The organism is Streptomyces cyaneofuscatus, assembly GCF_033109485.1.
In the GTDB taxonomy this organism is placed as follows: domain Bacteria; phylum Actinomycetota; class Actinomycetes; order Streptomycetales; family Streptomycetaceae; genus Streptomyces; species Streptomyces cyaneofuscatus.
Map to the genome: position 1 here is coordinate 3943143 of NZ_CP137002.1, position 22930 is coordinate 3966072.

Below are 22930 nucleotides of genomic sequence, written 5' to 3' on the forward strand. Positions count from 1 at the left end.
CCCGTGATCCGTCTCCTGCCTCCCCCGCCGAATGCATCTCTCGTATGCGTCAGTGTGACGCGAACTTGCCTGGGTCCGGATCGCCGGTGCTGATCCGGCCGAACTGGGTGTGGGCTTCCGAGATCGCGGTGTGGGTCGCGCCGTGGTTGCCGAGGGCTGCGTCGGCGAGGGCTTCGCGCATCGCAAGCATGGCCAGTACGCGCGTCGTCGTCCCCGCAGGCGCTCTGGCCTGGTCCTGAGCGGCTGTGACGAGTGCGAGGGCGTCGCCGGGCTTGTCGTGGTAGGTGGCCTGGAGGCTCATGCAGGCGAGGACATCGGCCATGAACTGGTGGTCACCGATGGCCTTGGCCAGGCTTAGGGATTCGGTGAAGTTGTCGACTGTCGCCATCTGTTGTCGTCGGCCGCCCTCGGACGGCCCACAGACGGCCCAGGAATGGAGCGCTGCCGCAGGGCACCTGAGGCTCAGCCTCCGGCAGTGCTCGCATTCGTACTCCCGATGCGCGACCTTCGGAATCTCCCAACAGCCTGTGCGAAGATCGCCATGCGATCGGGGGGCCGTCAATTCTGCACGAAACGGTCGCTTCGAGCCGCACATCGCAGCCAATCGACGAAAGGCCATCCGTGCGCAGGCTCGTCTACTACATCGCCACCACGCTCGACGGTTTCATCGCCGGACCGGACGGCGCCGATCCCACCGGCCCGAACGGCTTCTGGCCCATTCCTGACGATTACCTTCAGCACATCGTGACCGAGTACCCGGAGACGCTGCCCGCTCCAGCCCGAGCGGCACTGTCCGTCACGGCCGAGGGGACGCGCTTCGACACCGTCCTCGAAGGACGACGCAGCTACGAGATCGGCCTCGCGGCCGGGATCACCGATGCCTATCCCCACCTGCGTCATCTCGTCTTCTCACGAACCCTGCATGAGAGCCCGGACCCTGCCGTCGAGCTGGTAGCTGATGATCCAGTGGCGAAGGTGCGAGAGCTGAAGCAAGAGGACGGCAAGGACATCTGGTTGATCGGTGGCGCGGAGCTGGCCAACGCTCTGTATGCCGAGATCGATCAGCTGATCCTCAAGGTGGGATCACTGACTATCGGTGCCGGAATACCGCTCTTTTCTCATAAGTCCACCTTCGAACCGCGCCGCTGGGAACTCACAGACCACACAACCCTGAAGAGCGGAGCGCTCTTCCTCACCTATACGCGCGCCACCGACCAGACCTGACCCTGCCGACGAGGTCGGCGAAGCCTCAACGACCGCGTCAAGGCGACGGGCGCCGGCCGACACTGAGGGCGGCGCCCGTACGAGGCCGAGGCTTTGAGGTCTGTGCTCATCCTTATCAACAGTGCGACGCGGACTGCGGCTGACCGTAGGGCCGACCGGCCCTACCGCGCTCGCCCCCGCACGCGAGGGGGCCGTGCTGCGTCGCCTCGGCTTGGACGACCTGGCGTACGGCCAGTGGCAACGCGGAACGTGGAACCTCCAGCCGTGGCACGAAGGGCCGGACCTCTACCGGCTGTGGGAGCCCTGCCGCGCGAAGGAATCGCCCGCCGAACCGCCTGCCGGCGTCGCACTGGGCTGTGTCGAGGCGCTGGCCGAGCTTCACACAAGGGGCTGGGCACACGGTGACGTACAGCCCGCCCACTTCATCATCGGGCCGGAGCGCACGCACATCATCGACCTCGCTCTTGCCGGAGGCTGGCACGTACCCGCTGGGCGACCTGATCGACACCATGCTCAGTCCGGTTCCCGGCGACCGGCCCACGATCCAAGAGGTCCGTGAGGCACTGCGCTAAGCCTCGCCGGCCCGCCGGCATCGTCCCGAAGCGTCCCAGGCGAGGCGGGGGTCGGCTGACACGGTTGCTGTACGTCTGCTGTACGTCGCTGCTGTCCGCCCCTGAAACGGCAGAGGCCCCGGATTTCTCCGGGGCCTCTGGCCTGCTGTGCACTCGGCAGGATTCGAACCTGCAACCTTCTGATCCGTAGTCAGATGCTCTATCCGTTAAGCTACGAGTGCTTGGCGTTCCGGGCTTTTCTGCCTGGTCGGCGTTGCGGGAACAACATTACATGACCTGCGCCGTGACGCGAAATCCATTGCCCGCACCGCCTCTGACCTGCGGAAACGCTCTTCTGAGGCCGATCCCGGGCGCCCCCTTGACCGCGCCGTCCGCCGGCGCAGGACGGCCACGCTCCGGGAACGGCCGAAGCCCCGTGCCAGGGGCACGGGGCTTCGGGGTGGAGCGGAGGCGGAGGGATTTGAACCCTCGATGGGCTTTAAGACCCAAACCGCATTAGCAGTGCGGCGCCATAGACCGGACTAGGCGACGCCTCCTCCACACACCTCGCGCGGACGCGAGTGGTGCGTGCAGATGATGACACAGTCGAACGTCGTGCCACCAATCGCCGCTCAGGTTACTAGCCATGCGGGGGCCAGGGCAAAGCACTTCGGCGTGGTGGCGCAACGTCCGGGCGGGAGAGGCGTTAGAGAGGCGGGGAGGCTTCGGCCTCCGCCGGTCGGGAGCGGCCGGGTGCGGCCGTGAGCGGTCGGCCCGCCGTCCAGCACCCGGCCGCCCGACTCGACTACCCGTCGCATCCGCGGTCGTCCGTGACGCGGAGATACAGGAGCCCGCATGTTGCGCCGTCTCGCTCTCGCCGCCGTCGTATCGCTCGCCGCCCTGGCCACCACAGCACCCGCCGCGACCGCCACCGGCCCGGTGCCCTCGGCCGTGCCCACCGCCGGGCCCCTCTCCTCGGCCTTCCCCGCCCTCGGGCCGCTGCCCGTGCCGCTCCCGCCGCTCCCCTCGTTCCTGGACGGCGGCAGCGGTGTCGGCCAGGAGAAGCCCGCCGCGCGGACCCGGCTCACCGTGACCGTGGAGCGCTCCGGGGTCGCCGGTGCCGACGGGACGTTCGAGCTGACCTGCGGGCCCACCGGGGGCACCCACCCCGAGCGGCAGGGCGCCTGTGACCGGCTCGCGGAGGTCGGGGCGACCCGGGCGGGGCAGGACCTGTTCCAGCCGGCGCCCCAGGGCACCATGTGCACCATGATCTACGGCGGCGACGCCTCCGCCCGCATCGTCGGAACCTGGGAGGGCCGGGCCGTGGACACCACCGTGACCCGGGGCGACGGCTGCGAGATCGCGCGCTGGAACAACCTGGTTCCGGTGCTCCCCGATCTCCGATAGAGCCGTCGGCGATCTTCGACGACGCCCTCGCCGTACCGCGTCCGCGCACGTCACAGGGTGCGCGGACGCTCACGTCATAGGCCGGCGGCGTACACGCCGTGCACAGAACCTTGGTGAGAGCTCCCCCTCATCCGCCGCCCCCGGGCCCTCCCCTGGCCTTAGACTCCTCCAGTGACAGTCTGCGGCCCGAGGGGCAAGATGGGGCCCGCTGTCGGCAAGGTGCGGTAATCAGGGAGGAAGCGTCGTCGTGAGCAGCAGGCCATCCCGAGGCACTGCTCGCCTCGCAGCCATACTCGATGCCCTTCCGGACGGGCTTCTGCTCGTCAATTGCAACGGCACGGTCGTCAACGCCAACGCCATCGCCCTCGAAATGTTCGAGACCCCGGGCACCGCGCTCGTCGGTCGCGGGCTGCTGGATCTGCTGCCGGAGTTCGACTCCAAGCTGATCCCGGGATCGATGCGCCGGCCCGAGGCTGCGGACGAGCAGGGCAGGACCAAGCCGACGCGCATGATCGCGCGCCGCACCGACCGGCACGAGTACCCGGTCGAGGTCACCAGCGCCAGCCTGGACAGCGGCCAGGCCGCGTACAACGACATCCACTCCAGCTACACCGGTGACGAGCTGCTCATGCTCGTCGTACGGGACCTCTCCGGCACCGTCGACACCGAGGCCGAGCTGGCCCGCTCGCAGCGCCAGACCGAGATGATCCTGCGCGCCGCCTCCGAAGGCGTGGTCGGCACCGACACGGACGGGCGCGTCGTCCTGGTCAACCCCGCCGCCGCCCAGATCCTCGGCTTCCGGGCCAGCGACCTCGGCGGCCAGGAGCTGCACCCGCTGATCCTGCACTCGCGTGCGGAGGGCGAGCCGTTCCCGTACGAGGAGTCGCCGCTCGCCGACACCCTCAAGTCCGGGCGCAAGCACCGCGTGCGCGGGCAGGTGCTCTGGTCCAAGAGCGGTGCTCAGGTGCCGGTGGATCTGACGACCGCGCCGGTACGGGACGGGGACCAGCTCGTCGGTGCGGTGATGACGTTCACCGACCGTCGCCCGTACGAGGAGCTCTCCGCCCAGCACAAGAACGTCGTCGCCGAGCTGACCACCAGCCACTCCGACGAGGTCACCGCCCTCAAGGAAGCGCACGCGGCCGAGCTGGAGGCGCTCAAGGAGGCCCACGCCGCCGAGCTCGCCGACCGGACCGAGCGGTACGCCGCCGAGGCCGAGGCGCAGGCCGAGCTCCTCGCCTCCGTGGGCGCCCAGCACTCCCAGCTCACGGCCGTCCTCGGCGGTTCGCTGCGCGGGCCCCTGGAGGAGCTGCGCGGTGAGCTGTCCATGCTCGCCGCCGACCCGGCCGGGCAGCTGTGGCCCGAGGCCAACCAGATCCTGCACCACCTCGCCGCCGGGTACGCCCGGATGACCACCCTCGTCGACAGCGTGCTGAGCTACCAGCGCCTCGACGCGGGCGTGGAAGGGCTGCACAAGGCCCCCGCGATGATCGACGGGATCGTGACGGGCGGGATCGACGGGGCGGTCGAGCTGATCGGCCCCGGGCGCGCCCAGTTCGCCGTGCACGCCCCGCCCATCGAGGCCGAGGTCGACGCGGTCCGGCTCGCCACCGCCCTCGCCCATCTCGTCGCGGACGTCTGCGGTGTCGACTCGACCGGCAAGACCCGGGCCGTCCCCGGCGGCGGATACGTCGATTCCACCGTCGTCGTGGCCGCCGCCCAGCGCGGTGACGTCGTACGGATCGAGGTGCGCGGGCCGTTCGCCGGGGGAGACCCGGTGCACGAGCCGATCGTGCGCGGCATCGTGCAGGCCCACGGCGGTGTGCTCCAGACCCACGAGATGCCGGGCATGAGCGGCAGCGCGTACGTCCTCGACATCCCGATCGGTGCCGGCTCGGGCGCCATCGTGCCCCCTGAGGTGCCGGTGGAGACCTCCCTGGCTCCGCCCCCGCCGCCCGCGCCGTCCGAGGGTGTCGGGGCTCCGGGGGTCACCAGCGGCGGGCGGCGCCGGGCGCGCCGGTCGTCGACCGACGCGTTCCTGGACAGCCCCGGCGGTGCACCCGACGCCGAGGCCGCCGTCGCGGAGGGCCAGGGAGCGGCAGGCCCCGGGGACGGGCCCGTCGCCGAGCCGACCGGGCGGCGCCGGGCGCGCCGTGGTCCGGCCGCGGACGAGGAGCAGGTGGTTCCCGAGCTGATCCCGGCCCAGCAGGGCGAGGGGTCGGGGCGCAGGCGCGGACGGCCCAGCCCGGCGGAGAGCGGGCCGGAGGGCACGGTCGCAGCCGGAGTCGGAGGCGGAGGCGAAGCCGGGGGGAACGGTGGTGCGGAGAGCGGGCCGCCGCAGATCGGGCCGCCGCAGATCGCATCTGAGACCGGATCGCCTCAGACCGGATCGCCTCAGATCGCCCAGCAGCAAGCTCAGCAGCAGCCGCAGCGCCAGGCCCTCGCGCTGACCTCCGCCGCGTCCTCCGCGCCGTCCGAGGGCTCCGTCGTCACCGCGGCCGAGGGTGCCCAGGGTGCCGGACGTCCCCAGCGCGGGCAGACCGTGCCGCCGCAGGGCGTACCGGTGGACCCGCAGCAGCCGGTACCGCCCGCCGGACGGCGGGCACGGCGTGAGGGCGAGCACCGCCCTGCCCTCCCCGCCCTCGCGGCCGGCAGCGGCGGTACGAGCCCGGAGCACGGCCCGAACGGACAGAACGGGCAGCACGGCCAGACTCAGCAGGCCCAGGCCCAGCAGCCCGGTGGCCGTCGGGCCCGCCGCGCGCTCGCCGCCGCCCAGGAGCGCACCGCCGCCGAGCCCGGTCCGCGTACGGCCTTCGCCCTGCCGCCCGCCGACGCGGACCGGGCCCCGGCCACCGCGTCGGCCACCGCACCGGCCCCCGCCCCCGCGTCGGTCCAGGCACCGGGCCCCGCCCCCGTACCCCCGTCCGGCGACGACAGCCACCACGGGCGCACCGCCCCCGAGGCCGGCCACACGCCCCCGCAGGCCCATCCCGTGGCGCCGCAGGCCGACTGGGCGGGAGCCCCGGACCAGGAAGCACCCCTCCACGGCGACGCGGCACCGGACGACCGGTCCTGGGGCGACAACGGGCAGACCGCCCACGCGACCGGCACCGGGCAGACCGCCCACACCACCGGCACCGCGGCCGTCCCGGCGGCGCATCCGGCCGACTCCGGCGCGGGCGTTCCGCTGCCGGACGCGCGGCGGCAGCCGCTGCCCGCCGAGGAGCCGATGGCGGGCGTCAACCCGGACTCCACCCAGGGGCGCGCGTTCAGCGTGCGGACGCTGGGCCAGGGGGTGCCGTTCGCGCAGCACCTCACCCAGCAGCAGAACCAGCCCGCCCCCGCCCCGCCGAGCCAGCAGCACAGCCTCGGCGGTGCCGGCCGGCGCCGCAAGCTCTCCGCCCCGCCGGAGGGCGAGCGCCCCACGGCCCCGCCGCCCGCCGCAGGCATGGACCCGGCCACGGCTCAGGGCACCCAGGGACAGCAGCCCTCAGCTCCCCAGCAGCCCCAACAGCCCCAGCCCCAGTCCTCGGAGGGGCAGGGGCCCACCGACCCCACCAACCCGGGCTCCGGCCAGTTGCTGGCGCCTCCGGTGGCCGAGGGGCGCGCGTACGCCATAGGGGCACCCGACGAGGGCGCCGAGGGTCCCGAGCCGCTGGACGGGCCCGGCGGTGCGGTCGAGGTCGCCAACCGGCCCCAGCCCCGCCCCCTCGACGACGAGCTGCCGCCCGAGCCGCTGGACAACCCGCGCCGGCTGCTGGTCTGGCCCGCCCCCGACGTACCGACGCAGCAGGCGCTCAGCGACCGCGGCTACCGTCCGGTGATCGTCAACTCCCGTGAGGAGGTCGACGCCCAGATCGCCGCGTTCCCCGCCGCGCTCTTCGTCGACCCGCTGACCGGGCCCATCACGCGTACGGCGTTGCAGTCGCTGCGCCAGGCGGCCGTCGCCGCCGAGGTCCCGGTGCTGGTCACGGCCGGGCTGGGGCAGGCGACCCGGGAGGCCGCCTACGGTGCGGACCCGGCCGTCCTCCTCAAGGCGCTGGCCCCCCGCGACAGCGAGCAGCATCCGCCCCGTGTCCTCCTGATCGAGGAGCACGAGGAGATCGCGGCGGCGCTGGCGCAGACCTTGGAGCGGCGCGGGATGCAGGTCGCCCGGGCGGCGACCGACAGCGAGGCCGTCGACCTGGCGGGCCGGATGCGGCCGAACCTGGTGGTGATGGACCTGATGCAGGTACGTCGTCGGCGCGCCGGGATCATCGACTGGCTGCGGGCCAACGGCCAGCTCAACCGCACCCCGCTGGTCGTCTACACCTCGGCCGGGATGGACCCCTCGGAGCTGCCGCGGCTCGCTTCCGGGGAAACCGTTCTCTTCCTGGCGGAGCGGTCGACCAGCGACGAGGTGCAGTCCCGGATCGTCGATCTGCTGGCGAAGATAGGCACCAACTGACCACGCACAGAGGCGGGGGCGGTACGGGAGTTCCCGTACCGCCCCCGCCCTGTTTCACGTGAAACCAAGGCCGGAACCGACGCCTCAGAGCTGGGTGACGTCCAGCTCCCCGGCCGCGTACTGCTTCCGGATCACCTTCTTGTCGAACTTGCCGACGCTCGTCTTCGGAACGGCGGGGATCACCGACCACCGCTCCGGCAGCTGCCACTTGGCGATGCCCGACTCGGCGAGGAACGCCTTCAGCGCCTCGTAGTCGACATCGGCGGCACCCTCCTTGAGGACCACCGTCGCCAGCGGCCGCTCGCCCCACTTCTCGTCCGGTACGGCGACGACGGCCGCCTCCGCAACGTCCGGGTGGGCCATCAGCGCGTTCTCCAGCTCGACGCTGGAGATCCACTCGCCGCCGGACTTGATGACGTCCTTGGCCCGGTCGGTGAGGGTGAGGTAGCCGTCGGTGCTGATCACGCCGACGTCGCCGGTCTTCAGCCAGCCGTCCTCGCTGAACTTGTCCTCGGGCCGCAGGTGCTCGCCGTCGGCCCCGCCGTAGTACGCGGCGGCGATCCAGGCGCCACGGACCTCCAGCTCACCGGCCGACTCGCCGTCCCACGGCAGGTACTCGCCCGCCGGGCCGACCAGCCGCGCCTCCACACCGGCCGGGAAGCGGCCCTGGGTGATGCGGTACGGCCACTCCTCCTCGGCGCTCAGTCCGGCGGGCGGGTGGGCCATGGTGCCGAGCGGCGAGGTCTCCGTCATGCCCCAGGCGTGGCAGAGCCGGACGCCGAGCTTGTCGTACGCCTCCATCAGCGACGGCGGGCAGGCCGCACCGCCGATGGTCACGTTGGCCATGGAGGTGAGGTCGCGCGGGTTGGCGGTGACCTCGGCGAGGAGGCCCTGCCAGATGGTGGGCACCGCGGCGGCGTGCGTCGGGCGCTCGCGCTCGATCATCTCGGCGAGCGGGGCGGGCTGGAGGAAGCGGTCCGGCATGAGCATGTTGACGCCGCTCATGAAGGTGGCGTGCGGCAGGCCCCACGCGTTTACGTGAAATTGAGGGACCACGACGAGCGTGGTGTCCTTGTCGGTCAGCCCCATCGACTCCGACATGTTGACCTGCATGGAGTGCAGGTAGATCGAGCGGTGGGAGTAGACGACGCCCTTGGGGTCCCCGGTGGTGCCGGAGGTGTAACACATGGCGGCGGCCTGGCGTTCGTCCAGCTCCGGCCAGTCGTACGTGGTCGGGCGGCCCGCGATCAGCTCCTCGTAGTCGTGCACGCGCGGCGCGACCCCGGCGAGCGCCGAGCGGTCGCCCGGTCCGGAGACGACCACGTGCTCGATGCTCGGCAGGTGCGGCAGCAGCGGCACGAGGAGCGGCAGCAGCGTGCCGTCCACGATGACGACCTTGTCGTCCGCGTGGTTGACGATCCAGGCGAGCTGCTCCGGAGGCAGCCGGAGGTTGAGGGTGTGGAGCACAGCCCCCATGGAGGGAATCGCGAGGTACGCCTCCACGTGGACCGAGTTATTCCACATGAGAGTCGCAATACGCTGGTCGCCGTCGACGCCCAGTTCGTCGCGGAGCGCGTTGGCCAGCTGGGTCGCGCGGGTGCCGATCTCGGCGAAGGTGCGTCGATGCGGCTCGGGTTCGCCGGTCCAGGTCGTGACCTGCGACTTCCCATGGATCGTCATCCCGTGGTGCAGGATGCGGGTGACAGTCAGCGGTACGTCCTGCATGGTGCTCAGCACGGCGTCCTCCCGGTGGGCGCTACGCGGCAGTAGGGTTGCGCTGATTCTGCGCACATACCAAGCGGTATGTCACTACTCGCGGGAGAAAATTCCTCTCCGGGGCACGTGGGCGGGCCTGTCCGGGGGGTGCCAGGGGATGCCCGGTCGCGGTCCTCAGCGGACCGGTGTCAGCTCCGGGTCCTCGCGGAGCTTGCCGAGGGCGCGGGAGACGGCGCTCTTCACCGTACCGATCGACACCCCGAGCACCTCGGCCGTCTGCGCCTCGCTGAGGTCCTCGTAGTACCTCAGGACGACCATCGCCCGCTGGCGGTCCGGGAGCTTGAGCACCGCGCGCCACATCGCGTCGTGCAGCGACTGCTGCTCGGCCGGGTCGGGCGCCGCGGCACCGCCCTGCTCGGGCAGCTCCTCGCAGGCGAACTCGTCGACCTTGCGCTTGCGCCACTGCGAGGTCCGGGTGTTCAGCAGCGCCCGGCGGACGTACCCGTCCAGCGCCCGGTGGTCCTCGATCCGCTCCCATGCGACGTACGTCTTGGCGAGCGCGGTCTGCAGCAGGTCCTCCGCGTCGCACGGGTTCGCGGTGAGCGAGCGTGCGGTGCGCAGCAGGACCGGGCCCCGGGCCCGGACGTACGAGGAGAACGACGCGTACGGCGCGTGGGTCGGGTGGCCGGCGGCGGTGGCGGAAGCCGCCCTGGAGGCGCCCGTGCAGACTGGCGTGGTCATGTACTCAACGCTAGGAGCGGGGCCCGCCGAGGGGATCGCCCCCAGGTCCCGAAGGGCCGTCCGCCTCAGGTTGTAGGGCCGGCTCGCCCTCCACCTCCTGAAGGTGGACGGGCCGTCGTCCGGCCTTAAGGGTCCCCCCTGCCCCGCCATCAGGGTCCGGCCCGGCGGCGGCCCGGCCGGTTCAGCCGTCCGCGCCGAGGATCAGCCCGGACGTCGGGACCCCCGTACCGGCCGTGACCAGGGACCTCGACGCCCCGGCCACCTGGTTCACCGAGGTGCCGCGGATCTGCCGGACGGCCTCCGCGATGCCGTTCATCCCATGGAGGTAGGCCTCCCCCAGCTGACCCCCATGGGTGTTCAGGGGCAGCGCGTCCGCCGCGACGAACGCCCCTCCCTCCCCCGGACCGCAGAAGCCGAACTCCTCCAGCTGCATCAGGACGAACGGCGTGAAGTGGTCGTAGAGGATGCCCACGTCGATATCGGCCGGGGCAAGACCCGAGCTCCGCCAGAGCTGCCGGGCGACCACCCCGGTCTCGGGCAGCCCGGTCAGCCCGTCGCGGTAGAAGCTCGTCATCTGCTCCTGGGACCGGCCCGCGCCCTGCGCAGCCGCCACGACGACGGCGGGCGGCCGGGGCAGGTCGCGGGCGCGCTCCACGCTGGTGACGACGAGGGCCTGGCCACCGTCGGTCTCCTGGCAGCAGTCGAGCAGCCGCAGCGGTTCGACGATCCAACGGGAGGCGGCGTGGTCGGCGAGCGTGATCGGCTGCCCGTGGAAGTACGCCGCCGGGTTCCGCGCCGCGTGGCGCCGGTCGACCACCGCCACGTGTCCGAAGACCTCGGGGTCGAGCCCGTACGTGTGCAGATAGCGCTGGGCCGCCATCGCCACCCAGGAGGCGGGGGTGAGCAGCCCGGACGGCAGGTTCCAGCCGAGCGCCGTGCCCTCGGCGGTGGGCTCGCGCCGCTGGACGCCGGAGCCGAAGCGGCGGCCGGAGCGCTCGTTGAACGCCCGGTAGCAGACGACGACGTCGGCCACCCCGCTCGCCACCGCGAGGGCGGCCTGCTGGACGGTGGCGCAGGCGGCGCCGCCTCCGTAATGGATGCGGGAGAAGAACGACAGCTCGCCGATGCCTGCTGCCTGGGCGACGGTGATCTCGGGGCTGGTGTCCATGGTGAAGGTGACGAGGCCGTCGACGTCGGCGGGGGTGAGTCCCGCGTCGTCGAGGGCGGCGCCCACGGCCTCGACGGCGAGCTTGAGTTCGCTGCGGCCGGAGTTCTTGGAGAACTCGGTGGCCCCGATGCCGACGACGGCCGCCTTTCCGCCGAGGGTGTCGGGCCTGCGGATGCTCATGCGCCGCCCTCCCTGGTGACGGCGATGGCGACGGCGACAGCGCCGGCGATGGCGACGGTGGCCTTTCCGCTGACGTGACGCCCTATACGGTTGTCGCCGGTGACCGCGACCTCTATAAGGGTGTGGTTTTCGCTTTTCGGAGCCACGTTCTCCAGGTTTTCCAGGGCGGTGATACGACCGGTCAACCTGAGCAGATCCCCCGGGTAGTTGGGCGCCCCGAGGCGGATCGCGACCTTCCGGAGAACGGCCGTCGGCCCGAAGTGGTCGGTGATGTAGCGGCCGACGAGCCCGTTGGTGGTGAGGATGTTCATGAAGATGTCGGGGGAGCCCTTCTCCCGGGCCAGTTCGGCGTCGTGGTGCACGTCCTGGTAGTCGCGGGAGGCGAGGGCGCCCGCGACGATCAGGGTGCGGGTGACGGGGATCTCCAGAGGGGGCAGTTCGTCGCCGACGCGGTAGGCCTCCGTCATGACGTGCCCTCCATCCGGTCGCTCCCGATCAACAGGCCGAGCTCCTCCAGGAGTTCCGCGCCGCACCCCAGGTACGCGTCGAGCTGACGGCCCCAGAGGAAGTGCCGGTGGACCGGGTGGTCGAGGTCGGCCCCGGTGCCGCCGTGCAGGTGCTGCCCGGCGTGCACGACCCGCCGACCCGCCTCCGAGGCCCACCAGGCGGCCGTCAACGCCTGTGCCTCGTGGTCCAGTTGCCGGTCGCGCCGCCACGCCGCCTCGTACGCCGTGACCCGGATCGCCTCCGTGTCCATGTGGGCGTCGGCGGCACGGAGCAGGACCCCCTGGTTGGTGGAGAGCGGCCGCCCGAACTGCTCCCGGGTCGTGGTGTGCTGGACCGCCCGGGCGAGGGAGCCCGCGCAGACGCCCGCCTGAAGCCCGGCGAAGGCGGTCCGGCTCGCGGCGAGGACCGCGGCGCAGGCCCCCGGGCCCGTACCGAGGGGCTCTCCCCGTACGCCGTCGAGGCCGAGCCGCCCCGCCGACCAGGGCGCGGTCGTCTCCACGGCCACCACGGTCACCCCCGGCGCCCGGGTGTCGACGATCCACAGCCCCCGCTCCGCGTCCGCCACCAGCACATGGGTGGCGTCCCGCAGCCACGGCACCCAGGGCACGACCCCGTACAGCGCCCCCTCCACCGCCCGCACTCCGCCCCGCGCCGGGAAGGCGCCCGTCGCCACCGCCGTACCGTCGCGCAGGGCGGGCAGCAGGCGCCCCCGCTGCTCCGCCGTACCGTGCTCGGCGACCGCGAGGAGCCCGTACACACAGGTCGCCGCCAACGGGACCTGGGCGGTGGTCCGGCCCTGTTCCTCCAGGAGCAGGACCAGGCCGAGGAGCCCGATGTCCTCCACCGCGCCCGGCAGCCCGGCCGCGCACAGTTCCTTCCACAGCTCGGCGTCCGTGCCCGTCCCGGCCGTCACCAGCCGCTCGTGCGTCGAGAGATCGCCGAAGATCCGCGCGGCAAGCCCCTGCGCCGCCGCCTGCTCCTCGCTCGGGGTGAAGTCCATCTCAACCGCCTTCGCTCGCCCGGAAGACCGGAAGTTCCAGATCGGGGTCCGTACGCAGGAACTCCAGGCGTACGGGCAGGCCGATGCGCACCTTGTCGTACGGCACCCCGACCAGGTTGCCGACGATCCGTACGCCCTCGGCGAGCTCGATGAGCGCGACGGCGTACGGGCCGCCCTCGCCCGACGGGTCGAAGGCGGGGAAGGACGGGTGGTGCATCACGACATGGCTGAATACCGTGCCCTCACCGCTCGCCTCGACCGTGTCCCACTCCTGGCCGGCGCAGGCGTTGCAGCCGGGGAGCCAGGGGAAGCGGAGGGTGGCGCAGCCGGTGCAGCGCTGGATGAGGAGGCGGTGCTCGGCGACCCCGGCCCAGAATCCGGCGTTGTCGCGGTTGATGACGGGCCGGGGACGGAGAGGTGCTTCGTGCTTCGCCTTCGCGGTTCTCGGTTGCGCGGGATTCCGTTGCGCGGGTTGGTACTTGAGGATGCGGAAGCGGTGCGTCCCGGCGGGTTCGCCGTCGGCGCGGACGTCCATGCGGGTGGTGACGAAGTAGCCGGTGCCGAGCCTGGTGGTCTTACGGCGGGAGACGGCCTCGATGACGGCGTCGAAGGTGATCAGGTCGCCGGGGCGGAGCGGCCGCAGATACTCCTGCTCGCAGTCGGTGGCGACGACGGAGGTGTACCCGGCGCCGTCGAGCAGCCCGAGCAGTTCGTCGTACGCCGCCGAGCGGCCGGTGCCGTGCGAGTGCCCGGCCAGCCCGCCCATGGTCCAGGCCTGGAGCATGGTGGGCGGGGCCACGGCGTCGGGGCCCTGGTAGGCGGGTGAGGTGTCGCCCATGGCCTCGCACCAGTGCCGGATCATGGGCAGGTTGACGGGGTCCTTGCCGGTGCCGGCGGTGGCGGCGGGGCGGCCGGCGTAGGCGGTGAGCCGTTCGTACAGGGGGTCCGGGGCATCGGCCGGCATGTCCTGGCCGTCCCGCACGTCCCGCATGTCCTGGCCGTCCCGCGCGTCCTGGCCGTCCCGGCCGCCCGGCTTCACCGCTTGCCCCGCGTCATCCCGAGCCGCATGGTCGCGACGATCTCGCGCTGCACTTCGCTGACGCCGCCGCCGAAGGTGTTGATCTGCGCGGCCCGGTTCATCCGCTCCAGCTCACCGCCGGCGCTGCCTTCCGCGCCGAAGCAGCCGGCCGACCCGCCCCGCAGAAGCCCGACGTCCCCCACCACCTCCTGGCACATCCGATAGACCTCCACCGCGCTCTCGGTCCCCGCGAACTTCACGCCGCTCGCCTCCCCGGGAGCCAGCGCGCCCGACCCCACGGCCCCGACCAGCCGCCAGTTCAGCAGCCGGGTCGCCGCGAGCCGGGCGTACGCCTCCGCGAGCCGGGCACGTACCCACGGCTCGTCGATCCGGCGGCGCCCCGTGGCGGGGTCGGGGGTACGGACGTGGGCGAGGGCCTCCTCGTAGAAGTCCTCGGCCTGCATGCCGATGGCGGCGAGGGCGACGCGTTCGTGGTTGAGCTGGTTGGTGATGAGCCCCCACCCCTGATTCTCCTCCCCGACGAGGTTCGAGGCGGGAACGCGTACGCCGTCGTAGTAGGTGGCGGTCGTGGTCAGCCCGCCCACCGTCTCGATGGGTGTCCAGGAGAAGCCGGGATCGTCGGTCGGCACGAGGATGATCGAGATGCCGCGGTGCTTGGGGGCGTCGGGGTCCGTACGGCAGGCGAGCCAGATCCAGTCGGCCTGCTGGGCGTTGCTGGTGAAGATCTTCTGCCCGTCGATGGCCCAGTCGTCGCCGTCGCGCACGGCGCGGGTGCGCAGGGCCGCCAGGTCCGTACCGGCTTCGGGCTCGCTGTAACCGATCGCGAAGACGAGGTCGCCGCTGAGGATGCGGGGCAGGAAGTACGCCTTCTGCTCCTCGGTGCCGTACTTCATCAGGGTCGGGCCCACGGTGTTGAGGGTGACCATGGAGACGGGGGCGCCGGCCCGGTACGCCTCGTCGAAGAAGACGAACTGCTCGTCGGGCCCCCGCCCCTGCCCGCCGTACGCGACGGGCCAGCCGAGGCCGAGCATCCCGTCGGCGCCGATCCGCCGGAGCAGCCGTCGCTGCTCACCCGGATCGTCGCGCCGGCTTCCTCGCTCGGGCAGCACGGCCGCGAAGTACGCGCGCAGTTCGGTACGCAGCTGCTGCTGGCGCTCCGTCGGGACGAGGTGCACGGCGGACCTCCAGGGCGGGATTCACGTCAGCGGAACCGTTTCTGACTGTCCGTCAGTTCTACTTCCCCTGTCAAGAGTCGAGGGTCAGGAGCAAGCGCAACGGCAACGCCAACGGCAGCAGCCCGCACGGGGCACCGAAGTGCCGCCGCACGGGCTGCTGTTCAACCGACCGGAACCCACCCCCCGGGAGGTCCCGGACGCCTGATCACCGAGGAGGCGTGGTGGCTGCCGGGGTCATCACCAGAAGAACGGGGTGAAGTTCACGTCGACGCTGTGGTCCGACTGGTCGATGGCGGTGAAGGCCGAGCCGCTCACCTGGGCCGAGGTGTTCTGATTCGACGCACCGGCCCCGACGGCCTGCTGCTGCGTCGTGGACGCGTTGCCGGTGTTGTTGCCGCCGACGCCACTGCCGCCGACCGTCGCCACGGCCGCGTTCGATCCGTCGTTCGCGAAGGAGCCGTTGTCCGCCAGGGCCACACCGCCGCAGAGGGCGACGGTCAGGGGCAGCGCGGCGACTGCGGCGAGAACACGAGCGGTACGGATGCTTGCCATGTCATTTCCTCCAGGAACCGGAAGTCCGGCTTCAGTTGGTTCATGTGCGGTGGTTCATGTGCGGCTGGTTCCGGGGAAGTTGGCCGACCGCCCCGGTGCTGGTCACGACGTCGCGAGACCAGAGTTGCCCAGCACATCCCCGGTGAACCATGCTGTGCCGCCCGATTCCCCCGCAAGCATGAAGAAGAGGCGATAAACCCCTCCGGGACAGCGAAGGCGAGAAGGCAAGGCCCCGACGTCCTCGAACAGCAAGCCCGCTAGAAGGTGTACCGGGTATGACTGAACACCTGGCCGTCGTGCCCGAAGCCGTACGCCGTGATGGGGGCCACCGCGAACAGCAGGTCCCTGCCCTCGCGGATGCTGTCGCCGAAGCCGAAGAAGGCGCCCTCCGGCGAGGTGATGTGGTCGCCGTACTGCGCCTCGAACGCGGCGATGGCCTCGTCCTGCCGCGCCGGATCCGTCACCTGCTCCGCCGTGCCCTCGACCACGATGTCGAGGCCGCCCGCGAGTGAGCCGTGCCCGGTGGTGAGCGCGCAGTGGGCGTTGCCGGCCAGATTCCTCGCCTTCTGCCCGCCCGGCCCGGTGCTGAAGAACAGCGTCCCGTCGTACCAGGCGGCCATCAGCGGTGTGACGTGCAGCCGGCCGTCCGCCCGGACGGTGGTGATCCAGAAGACCTCGGCGTCACACAGCCGGCGCTGGGCCTCGGCCCAGTCGGTGGCGGTGACGTTCTCCGCACCGGGGCGCGGGTTGAGCGCGGAGCTGTAGCGGGCGTCGAGCTCGGTCGTGGGCTGCCGAGGAGTCATGCGGAACCACTTCCCTCTCCTTACGACAAAGGCTACGCAGCCCGGACCGGTGGCGCTCGCCCCCACTTCCCTTATTCGAACTCATGTACGAAACTAAAACCATGGCCACCATCGACCGGCAGACCGCCACCTTGGCCCTCGCCCACGCCCTCTCCGCCGCCGGGCGCGGGCTCCCCGTCTTCCCCCTGTCCGCCACCAAGCTCCCCGCGCTGCGCTCCCCCCACCACAGCGAGCAGCCGCCGGTCCACTGCCGGGGCGAGTGCGGGCTGCCGGGCCACGGGGTGCACGACGCCACGACGGACCCCGCGGCCGTCCGGGCCCTCTTCGCCGCCGCGCCCCGGGCCACTGGCTACGGCATCGCCTGCGGACGCGCCCCGCACCGGCTCATCGGCATCGACCTGGACATCGACACCGCGCACGGCAACGACTCGGTGGGCGCACTCCAGCAGCTGGCCCTCCAGCACCTCTTCACGATCCCGCCGACGGTCACCGTCCTCACCCCGAGCGGCGGCCGCCACCTCTGGCTCACCGGCCCCGCCGACACCACGGTCCCCAACTCGGCCGGCCGCCTCGCCCCCGGCATCGACGTCCGCGGCACCGGCGGCTACCTGGTCGGCCCCGGCTCGGTCACCGCCCACGGCCGCTACCGCCTGGCCCCCGGCACCGCCCACCTCCCCCCGGCCCCCTGCCCCCGCGCCCTCCTCCGCCTCCTGACCCCGCCACGCCGCGAACCCACTCCTTCCGGCCATCCCGGCAAGGAAACGCCCCCCGGCCGCAGGGGCGAGGGCCTGATCCAGTTCGTCCTGGCGGCCCACGAGGGCCAGCGCAACACCCGCCTGTTCTGGGCCGCCTGCCGCGCCTACGAACACGGCTTCGGCGACGCCCTGGCCGACGCCCTCACCACGGCGGCGGTCCGCACAGGCCTCACGGAACAGGAGGCGCGCGCGGCGATCGCGTCGGCGGAGCGGCTGACGCGGGGGCGGGGGTGACATCACCCGGCGGACGACCGCCGAACCGGGTCCTGACCCGGCGATACTCAGGAGCGGTCCGCGCGCGCCGCTGCTAGCCTCCCACCGCCGACGATCTTCGATGGCGTCACAGGGGAGGGGTACAAGCATGGTGAGACGTACGGGAGTTGGACGGGCGAGACGGGCGACCGCGGTTGCGGTGGTCGCCGCCGGGACGGTGCTGGCGGCGCCGGGCACCGTACTGGCGGCGACCGGCGCGCTCCCGCCGAAGCAGCCGCTGACTGCCGACCTGGAGACGGGCGGCGAACCGTGCGTGTCCGGGGACGAGCGGCCCTACGTGGGATCCGTCCCGCGGCTGACGGCACAGCTGTACGGGCCCGGCGGCGGACAGCCGGGCCAGGTGAACCGCGTACGAGGTGAGTTCGAGGCCTGGTGGCAGGGCGAGGGCGGCGCCGAGGAGCGCGTGACCATGACCACCACCACGATGTCCGACAGCTCCCCGTTCAGCTGGCAGCTGCCGAGCGAGATCCCCGACGAGACCGTCATTTCCTGGCGGGTACGTGCCGTCAACGACGCCGGGGCGTCGGCCTGGAGCAGCGAGGGGGCGGGAGCGCCCTGCCAGTTCGTGTACGACCGCACCCTGCCCGACGCCCCGGTCGTCACCTCCGGCGACTACCCCGATGACCACACCTGGACGCCCGGAGTCGGCGTCCGAGGGACCTTCCACGTCACGGCGCAGGCCGACGACATCACGGCCTACGCCTACTCCTTCATCGGCGGACCGGCGAAGACGGTCGAGGCCGGGCCCGACGGATCGGCCGAGATCCGCTTCCTGCCGGAGAGCGCCGGCGTGCAGACCCTCTCCGTACAGGCACAGGACCGGGCGGGCAACCGTGGCCCGCGCACCAGCTACACCTTCCGGATCGGGGAAGGCCCCGCCCCGGTGGCGCGATGGAAGCTCGCCGACGCGGCGGGCTCCCGCTCGGCCGCCGCGGAGACCGGTGCCGCCGCCCGTGCCGGTGCCGGCGTCACCTTCCGTGCGCCCGCGCCCTCCGGCACGCCGCTCACCGCCACCGCCTCGCTCGACGGATCGGGGCACGGCTTCCTGACCCCGGGCACCCCGGTCGTCACCGACACCGCAAAGACCTTCGCGGTCGGCGGCTGGGTGCGGCCGGGACGCGTGGACGGCACCCGTACGGTCCTCTCGCAGGACGCGGGCACGGCACACGCCTTCGCCCTGGGCCTGACCCAGGTCGCGGGCGCCCCCCAGTGGTCGTTCTCCGTCGGCGGGGCGCGGGTCACGGGCGGACTTCCCGAGACCGGCGCGTGGGCCCATGTGCTGGGCCAGTACGACGCGGAGACCGGCACGGCACGGCTGTACGTGAACGGCCGTGCGTCCGGCGAGGAGGTGGCCGTCACCCCCGTGGCGGGCGAGGGCGCCTTCCAGATCGGCAGGGCGCGTGGCGCGCAGGGGTACCGGGACCGATGGCAGGGCGAGATCGGTGACGTACGCGCGTACGACCGGATCGTCGTGGCCTCCGAGGTGAAGGACCTCGCCACCCGTGCCCCGCGGCGGCTCGGCCACTGGGCGCTCGACACCGCGCCGGACGGCCTCGCCCCGGAGGAGGGCGGCGGCGCGCCGCTGAAGCTGGGACCGGGCGCTTCGCTCTATCGCCTCGACCCGTGCGACCCACTGGATCCTGAGTGCGGGCAGGACTTCCCGCTGGAGACGGACGGCGACGGCCACCTCCGACTCGACGGCGTAACGGGCCACGCCGCCACGGACACGCCCGTGGTCGACACCTCGGGGAGCTTCACCGTCAGCGTCCGGGTCCGGCTCGCCGACGACGAGCCGGCAGGACCGATGACCGCGATCTCCCAGGGCGGCGAGCACGGCGACGCCTTCAAGGTGCGCTTCGACCCGGAGAACTCCAGCTGGGACCTGGTGTTGGCGCACGCCGACGCGCCGGCCGCGCCGGAGACCGTGCTGAGCCGGATCGAATCGCCGGACGGCAACAGCGGGCCCGGCCACCGGGTGACCGTCGTCCATGACGCCTCCGCCCGACAGGTGTCCCTCTACGTGGACGGGGTGAAGTTCGACGACGGCGGAACGGCCGACTTCGCCGCCGCCTGGAAGAGCACGGGCGGGCTCCAGCTCGGCCGGGGCCGCACCGCTGACGGATGGGGCGAGTATCTGCACGGTGCGGTGGACAGCGTGTTCGCCTACGAGGGCGCGCTGAGCCAGGAGGAGATCCGCCGGCTGCCGTGGCTGCCGGCCACCGGCCGCTGATGAAAGCCACCGCCGCCCCGGGCCTCATCCCGGAGCGGCGGTCGCGCTCCGTGCACTGCTCGGCATCCGGAAAGCCGCGGTCGTGACACACGTCCGGCGGCGGTGGCCGGGGGTGCCCGGGCATGGCGGAGGCCCCCGACCGGACGTACTGGTCGGGGGCCTCTCGCCTGCGGTGGGTGTGGGATTTGAACCCACGGTGACATCGCTGCCACGACGGTTTTCAAGACCGTTCCCTTAGGCCGCTCGGGCAACCCACCCCGCGTCGGCGGCCCCCGGGCCGTGACGGCCGACGGGCCGTCAGGGCCCTGTGGGGCCGGTTCGACGCTCGGTACAGCCTAGCCGGTCAGCTGTCGCCCTCGCGCTGGCCCAGGGTGACTTCGGCCGTCGCCGTCTTGCCGTCGCGCTCGTAGGTGAGGGTGACCTTCTCGCCGGGCTTGCGGGTCCAGATCTCGCCGATCAGGGTGGGGCCGCTGTCGATCACGGTGTCGTTGAATTTGGTGATCACGTCGCCCGCCTTGAGGCCCGCCTTGGCCGCCGGGCCGTTCGGGGTGACGGAGGGGGTGTTGCCGGCGCCCTCGGGGGAGATCTCGGCGCCGCCGGTCTTCTCCTCCATGGAGACCGTCGCGCCGATCACCGGGTAGACCGGCTTGCCCGTCTTGATCAGCTGCTCGGCGACGTTCTTCGCCTGGTTGATCGGGATCGCGAAGCCGAGGCCGATGGAGCCGGCCTGGGACTGGCCGAGGCCGCCGCCCGTCGACTGGATCGCGGAGTTGATGCCGATGACCGCGCCCGTGGCGTCCAGCAGCGGGCCGCCGGAGTTGCCCGGGTTGATCGAGGCGTCGGTCTGCAGGGCGCTCATGTAGGAGTTTTTGTTGCTCTGGCCGTCCCCGGAGGCGACCGGGCGGTTCTTCGCGCTGATGATGCCCGTCGTCACCGTGTTGGACAGGCCGAAGGGGGCGCCGATCGCGATCGTCGAGTCGCCGACCGCCACGCCCTCCGAGTTGCCGAGGGGGAGCGGGGCCAGGCCCGCCGGGGGGTTCTTCAGCTTCAGCACGGCCACGTCGTAGCCCTGCGCCCGGCCGACCACCTCGGCCGCGTACTTCTTGCCGTCGGAGAACGTCGCCGACAGCTCGCCGGACTCCGCCGCGGAGGCCACCACGTGGTTGTTCGTGAGGATGTGGCCCTCCTTGTCGTACACGAAGCCCGTGCCCGTGCCGCCCTCGCCGTCGCCGCCCTGCGCGTCGATCGTGACCACGCTGGGAAGCGCCTTCGCCGCGACGCCGGCCACGGTGCCCGCCGGGCGCTTGAGGTCCCTCGGGCTGTCCGACGCCGAGACGGTGGTCGAACTGCCGGAGGAGCCGTTGTCGTTGCGGTCGGCGGCCCAGAAGCCGAGCGCGCCGCCGATGCCGCCCGCGACCAGGGCCGCCACCGCGACCGCCGCGACCAGGCCGCCGGCGCCCCGGCGCTTGCCGTTGCCGTGGGAGGGGTCGTGGCCGGGCTGCGGGACCGGGGCTCCCCAGGCCGGGCCGTGGCCGCTCCCGTTGCCGATGCCGCCGCCGGGGGTGTGCGCCGCGCCGCCGCCCGCGTAGGAGGGGACCGCGGGCGGAGGCGGGGGCCAGGAGGCGGCGTCCGCGGGGGGCTCGGGCGCCGCCCCGTAAGGGGAGTGCGGGGGCTGATGGGGCTGCTGGGGGGTGTGGGGCTGGTGAGCCTGGGGGGCCTGGTGGGTGTGCGTGCCGGGGTACGCCGGGGGGTCCTGGTGGGTGCCCGTCTGCGCCGGGGAGCCCTGGTGCGTGGGGGTGTGGCGCGGTGCGTCCGCGTGCGTCGGAGTGGGGGGCGGGGTCGGGGCATCAGCCGGGGGCGTCGCCCCCGTACCGGCGCTGTCCGTGGCTCCGTCGCGTACGCCGTCGTCCGCTGCCGGGGACGCCGGGGACGCCGGAGTGGGCGCAGCAGGCGTAGATCCCGCGGCCGGGTCGGGAGTGGTGGCCGGCACGGGAGGTGCGGGCGGAACGGACGGCACGGCCGGTACCGCGTTGCCCTCGGTGCCCTCGTTCTCGGTGCTCACAGCTCTTTACTCCTCGGTTCCACTCGGCATCCAGTCGGCATTCGGCAAGAAATCCGCTGTGCACGTGTCTGCGGTCAGCTTTTCCCACAGCACGTCGGGCCACTGTAAGCAGGACCTGTGCATCCGCACACCAATCTTTACATCAGACAAAACGGTCCTCCAGGGTGACATGTGCTCGCCTACCCCCACGGCGGTGACACCATGACCCGGGTGACCCACGCACGGCAGCGCAGCCCGCAGACCTCGATCCAGGTCGTCGCCCATCGCGGAGCGTCCGACGACGCCCCCGAACACACCCTGGCCGCCTATCGCAAGGCGATCGAGGACGGTGCCGACGCCCTGGAGTGCGATGTACGGCTGACCGCCGACGGCCATCTCGTCTGCGTGCACGACCGCCGGGTGAACCGTACGTCGAATGGGCGCGGCGCCGTCTCCGCCCTGGAGCTCGCCGATCTCGCCGCCCTCGACTTCGGCTCCTGGAAGGACCGCGAGGAGTCGCCGGACTGGGATCCGGTGCCGGGCGAGCTCACCTCCGTACTCACCCTGGAACGGCTCCTGGAGCTCTTCACCGAGGTACGGGCCACCGGGCGGCCGCTGCAGCTGGCCATCGAGACGAAGCACCCCACCCGTTGGGCCGGACAGGTCGAGGAGCGGCTCCTCCAGCTGCTGAACCGCTTCGAGCTGGCCTCGCCGCCGGCCGACGAGCCCTCCCCCATCCGCATCATGAGCTTCTCCGGCCGCTCCCTGCACCGCGTCCAGGCCGCGGCGCCCGCCCTGCCGACCGTCTACCTGATGCAGTTCGTGTCACCCCGGCTGCGCGACGGACGGCTGCCCGCCGGTTCCCGGATCGCCGGACCCGGCATGCGGATCGTGCGCAGCCACCCCGGGTACATCGAGCGGCTGCACCGGGCGGGCCACCGGGTGCACGTGTGGACCGTGAACGAACCGGCCGACGTGGAGCTCTGCGCCGAACTCGGCGTCGAGGCGATCATCACCAACCGCCCGAAGCAGGTTCTGTCCCAACTGTCACAACTCGGGCGTATTTAGCACAGAACGGCACCCCACTGGCACGCGACAGCACCCCCGCACCACCATGACGG

At 72.4% G+C, this 22930-nt stretch carries 16 protein-coding genes, 3 tRNA genes and 2 pseudogenes; 7 read left to right on the forward strand and 14 right to left on the reverse strand.

From position 1 onward, the window contains the following. Positions 1–70 precede the first annotated feature (70 nt). A pseudogene (locus tag R2B67_RS17385) lies at positions 71–370 on the reverse strand (hypothetical protein); the annotation flags it as partial. Between the two features lie 251 nt (positions 371–621). Here R2B67_RS17385 and R2B67_RS17390 point away from each other — a divergent pair. Together R2B67_RS17390 and R2B67_RS36035 are read left to right on the forward strand one after the other, a co-directional pair. Further along, positions 622–1224, forward strand: a complete 603-nt coding sequence (locus tag R2B67_RS17390; protein WP_317819354.1) for a dihydrofolate reductase family protein — start codon at positions 622–624, stop codon at positions 1222–1224. A gap of 163 nt (positions 1225–1387) precedes the next feature. Then, positions 1388–1717, forward strand: a pseudogene (locus R2B67_RS36035) (protein kinase); the annotation flags it as partial. A 227-nt stretch (positions 1718–1944) separates the two neighbouring features. Here the strand turns inward: R2B67_RS36035 and R2B67_RS17395 are convergent. Together R2B67_RS17395 and R2B67_RS17400 are read right to left on the reverse strand one after the other, a co-directional pair. Then, positions 1945–2017: transfer RNA gene (locus R2B67_RS17395), tRNA-Arg, on the reverse strand. A gap of 224 nt (positions 2018–2241) precedes the next feature. Continuing rightward, positions 2242–2332: transfer RNA gene (locus tag R2B67_RS17400), tRNA-Ser, on the reverse strand. Positions 2333–2630: 298 nt separating this feature from the next. Between R2B67_RS17400 and R2B67_RS17405 the strand changes: the two genes are divergently transcribed. Together R2B67_RS17405 and R2B67_RS17410 are read left to right on the forward strand one after the other, a co-directional pair. Next, positions 2631–3182, forward strand: a complete 552-nt coding sequence (locus R2B67_RS17405; protein ID WP_018513694.1) for an SSI family serine proteinase inhibitor — start codon at positions 2631–2633, stop codon at positions 3180–3182. A 247-nt stretch (positions 3183–3429) separates the two neighbouring features. After that, a complete protein-coding gene (locus tag R2B67_RS17410; RefSeq protein ID WP_317819356.1) occupies positions 3430–7629 on the forward strand; it encodes a response regulator in 4200 nt (1399 codons plus the stop codon). Positions 7630–7713: 84 nt separating this feature from the next. Here the strand turns inward: R2B67_RS17410 and R2B67_RS17415 are convergent, their stop codons facing one another. The 9 genes from R2B67_RS17415 to R2B67_RS17455 all read right to left on the reverse strand — a co-directional run bounded on the left by R2B67_RS17415 (position 7714) and on the right by R2B67_RS17455 (position 16510). Next, positions 7714–9366 carry a long-chain fatty acid--CoA ligase gene (locus tag R2B67_RS17415; protein ID WP_317819357.1) on the reverse strand — a complete coding sequence of 551 codons (1653 nt, stop codon included), beginning with the start codon at positions 9364–9366 and terminating at the stop codon, positions 7714–7716. Between the two features lie 153 nt (positions 9367–9519). Continuing rightward, on the reverse strand, positions 9520–10086 hold the full coding sequence (locus R2B67_RS17420; protein ID WP_018513697.1) for a SigE family RNA polymerase sigma factor: 567 nt from the start codon (positions 10084–10086) through the stop codon (positions 9520–9522). Positions 10087–10267: 181 nt separating this feature from the next. Beyond that, positions 10268–11434 (reverse strand): lipid-transfer protein, encoded by a 1167-nt coding sequence (locus tag R2B67_RS17425; protein WP_317819358.1) that lies wholly within the window; start codon positions 11432–11434, stop codon positions 10268–10270. Beyond that, on the reverse strand, positions 11431–11901 hold the full coding sequence (locus R2B67_RS17430; protein WP_317819360.1) for a MaoC family dehydratase: 471 nt from the start codon (positions 11899–11901) through the stop codon (positions 11431–11433). The genes R2B67_RS17425 and R2B67_RS17430 overlap by 4 nt, the downstream gene beginning before the upstream one ends. Beyond that, positions 11898–12941: an acyl-CoA dehydrogenase family protein gene (locus R2B67_RS17435; RefSeq protein WP_317819362.1), complete on the reverse strand. Its 1044-nt coding sequence runs from the start codon at positions 12939–12941 to the stop codon at positions 11898–11900. The genes R2B67_RS17430 and R2B67_RS17435 overlap by 4 nt, the downstream gene beginning before the upstream one ends. 1 nt (position 12942) lies before the next feature. After that, on the reverse strand, positions 12943–13932 hold the full coding sequence (locus tag R2B67_RS17440; protein ID WP_317824892.1) for a bifunctional MaoC family dehydratase N-terminal/OB-fold nucleic acid binding domain-containing protein: 990 nt from the start codon (positions 13930–13932) through the stop codon (positions 12943–12945). Between the two features lie 44 nt (positions 13933–13976). Further along, the gene (locus R2B67_RS17445; protein ID WP_317819364.1) at positions 13977–15155 is read right to left on the reverse strand and encodes an acyl-CoA dehydrogenase family protein; all 1179 of its coding nucleotides are present in this window, start codon (positions 15153–15155) and stop codon (positions 13977–13979) included. Positions 15156–15392: 237 nt separating this feature from the next. After that, positions 15393–15707, reverse strand: coding sequence for a hypothetical protein (locus R2B67_RS17450; protein ID WP_317819366.1), 315 nt, complete (start codon positions 15705–15707; stop codon positions 15393–15395). A 257-nt stretch (positions 15708–15964) separates the two neighbouring features. After that, positions 15965–16510 carry a pyridoxamine 5'-phosphate oxidase family protein gene (locus R2B67_RS17455; protein WP_317819367.1) on the reverse strand — a complete coding sequence of 182 codons (546 nt, stop codon included), beginning with the start codon at positions 16508–16510 and terminating at the stop codon, positions 15965–15967. A gap of 101 nt (positions 16511–16611) precedes the next feature. Between R2B67_RS17455 and R2B67_RS17460 the strand changes: the two genes are divergently transcribed. Continuing rightward, positions 16612–17499: a bifunctional DNA primase/polymerase gene (locus tag R2B67_RS17460; protein ID WP_317819369.1), complete on the forward strand. Its 888-nt coding sequence runs from the start codon at positions 16612–16614 to the stop codon at positions 17497–17499. A 127-nt stretch (positions 17500–17626) separates the two neighbouring features. Next, positions 17627–19768, forward strand: a complete 2142-nt coding sequence (locus R2B67_RS17465) for a LamG domain-containing protein (protein WP_317819370.1) — start codon at positions 17627–17629, stop codon at positions 19766–19768. Between the two features lie 170 nt (positions 19769–19938). On the opposite strand, the gene R2B67_RS17470 is transcribed toward R2B67_RS17465, so the two are convergent. Both R2B67_RS17470 and R2B67_RS17475 read right to left on the reverse strand, forming a co-directional pair. Next, positions 19939–20025 (reverse strand) — tRNA-Ser (locus R2B67_RS17470). 86 nt (positions 20026–20111) lie between these two features. Further along, the gene (locus tag R2B67_RS17475; RefSeq protein WP_317819371.1) at positions 20112–21830 is read right to left on the reverse strand and encodes a S1C family serine protease; all 1719 of its coding nucleotides are present in this window, start codon (positions 21828–21830) and stop codon (positions 20112–20114) included. A gap of 201 nt (positions 21831–22031) precedes the next feature. Between R2B67_RS17475 and R2B67_RS17480 the strand changes: the two genes are divergently transcribed. Further along, complete coding sequence (locus R2B67_RS17480; protein ID WP_317819372.1) at positions 22032–22877, forward strand: glycerophosphodiester phosphodiesterase; 846 nt, start codon at positions 22032–22034, stop codon at positions 22875–22877. Positions 22878–22930 lie beyond the last annotated feature (53 nt).

What these genes read in the sequence shown, in the direction of transcription:
- R2B67_RS17430 (WP_317819360.1), bottom strand. Translation starts at nt 11,901, where the DNA reads ATGACGGAGGCCTACCGCGTCGGCGACGAACTGCCCCCTCTGGAGATC.
- R2B67_RS17465 (WP_317819370.1), top strand. Translation starts at nt 17,627, where the DNA reads ATGGTGAGACGTACGGGAGTTGGACGGGCGAGACGGGCGACCGCGGTT.
- R2B67_RS17440 (WP_317824892.1), bottom strand. Translation starts at nt 13,932, where the DNA reads ATGCGGGACGTGCGGGACGGCCAGGACATGCCGGCCGATGCCCCGGAC.
- R2B67_RS17405 (WP_018513694.1), top strand. Translation starts at nt 2,631, where the DNA reads ATGTTGCGCCGTCTCGCTCTCGCCGCCGTCGTATCGCTCGCCGCCCTG.
- R2B67_RS17435 (WP_317819362.1), bottom strand. Translation starts at nt 12,941, where the DNA reads ATGGACTTCACCCCGAGCGAGGAGCAGGCGGCGGCGCAGGGGCTTGCC.
- R2B67_RS17455 (WP_317819367.1), bottom strand. Translation starts at nt 16,510, where the DNA reads ATGACTCCTCGGCAGCCCACGACCGAGCTCGACGCCCGCTACAGCTCC.
- R2B67_RS17460 (WP_317819369.1), top strand. Translation starts at nt 16,612, where the DNA reads ATGGCCACCATCGACCGGCAGACCGCCACCTTGGCCCTCGCCCACGCC.
- R2B67_RS17420 (WP_018513697.1), bottom strand. Translation starts at nt 10,086, where the DNA reads ATGACCACGCCAGTCTGCACGGGCGCCTCCAGGGCGGCTTCCGCCACC.
- R2B67_RS17450 (WP_317819366.1), bottom strand. Translation starts at nt 15,707, where the DNA reads ATGGCAAGCATCCGTACCGCTCGTGTTCTCGCCGCAGTCGCCGCGCTG.
- R2B67_RS17425 (WP_317819358.1), bottom strand. Translation starts at nt 11,434, where the DNA reads ATGAGCATCCGCAGGCCCGACACCCTCGGCGGAAAGGCGGCCGTCGTC.
- R2B67_RS17480 (WP_317819372.1), top strand. Translation starts at nt 22,032, where the DNA reads ATGACCCGGGTGACCCACGCACGGCAGCGCAGCCCGCAGACCTCGATC.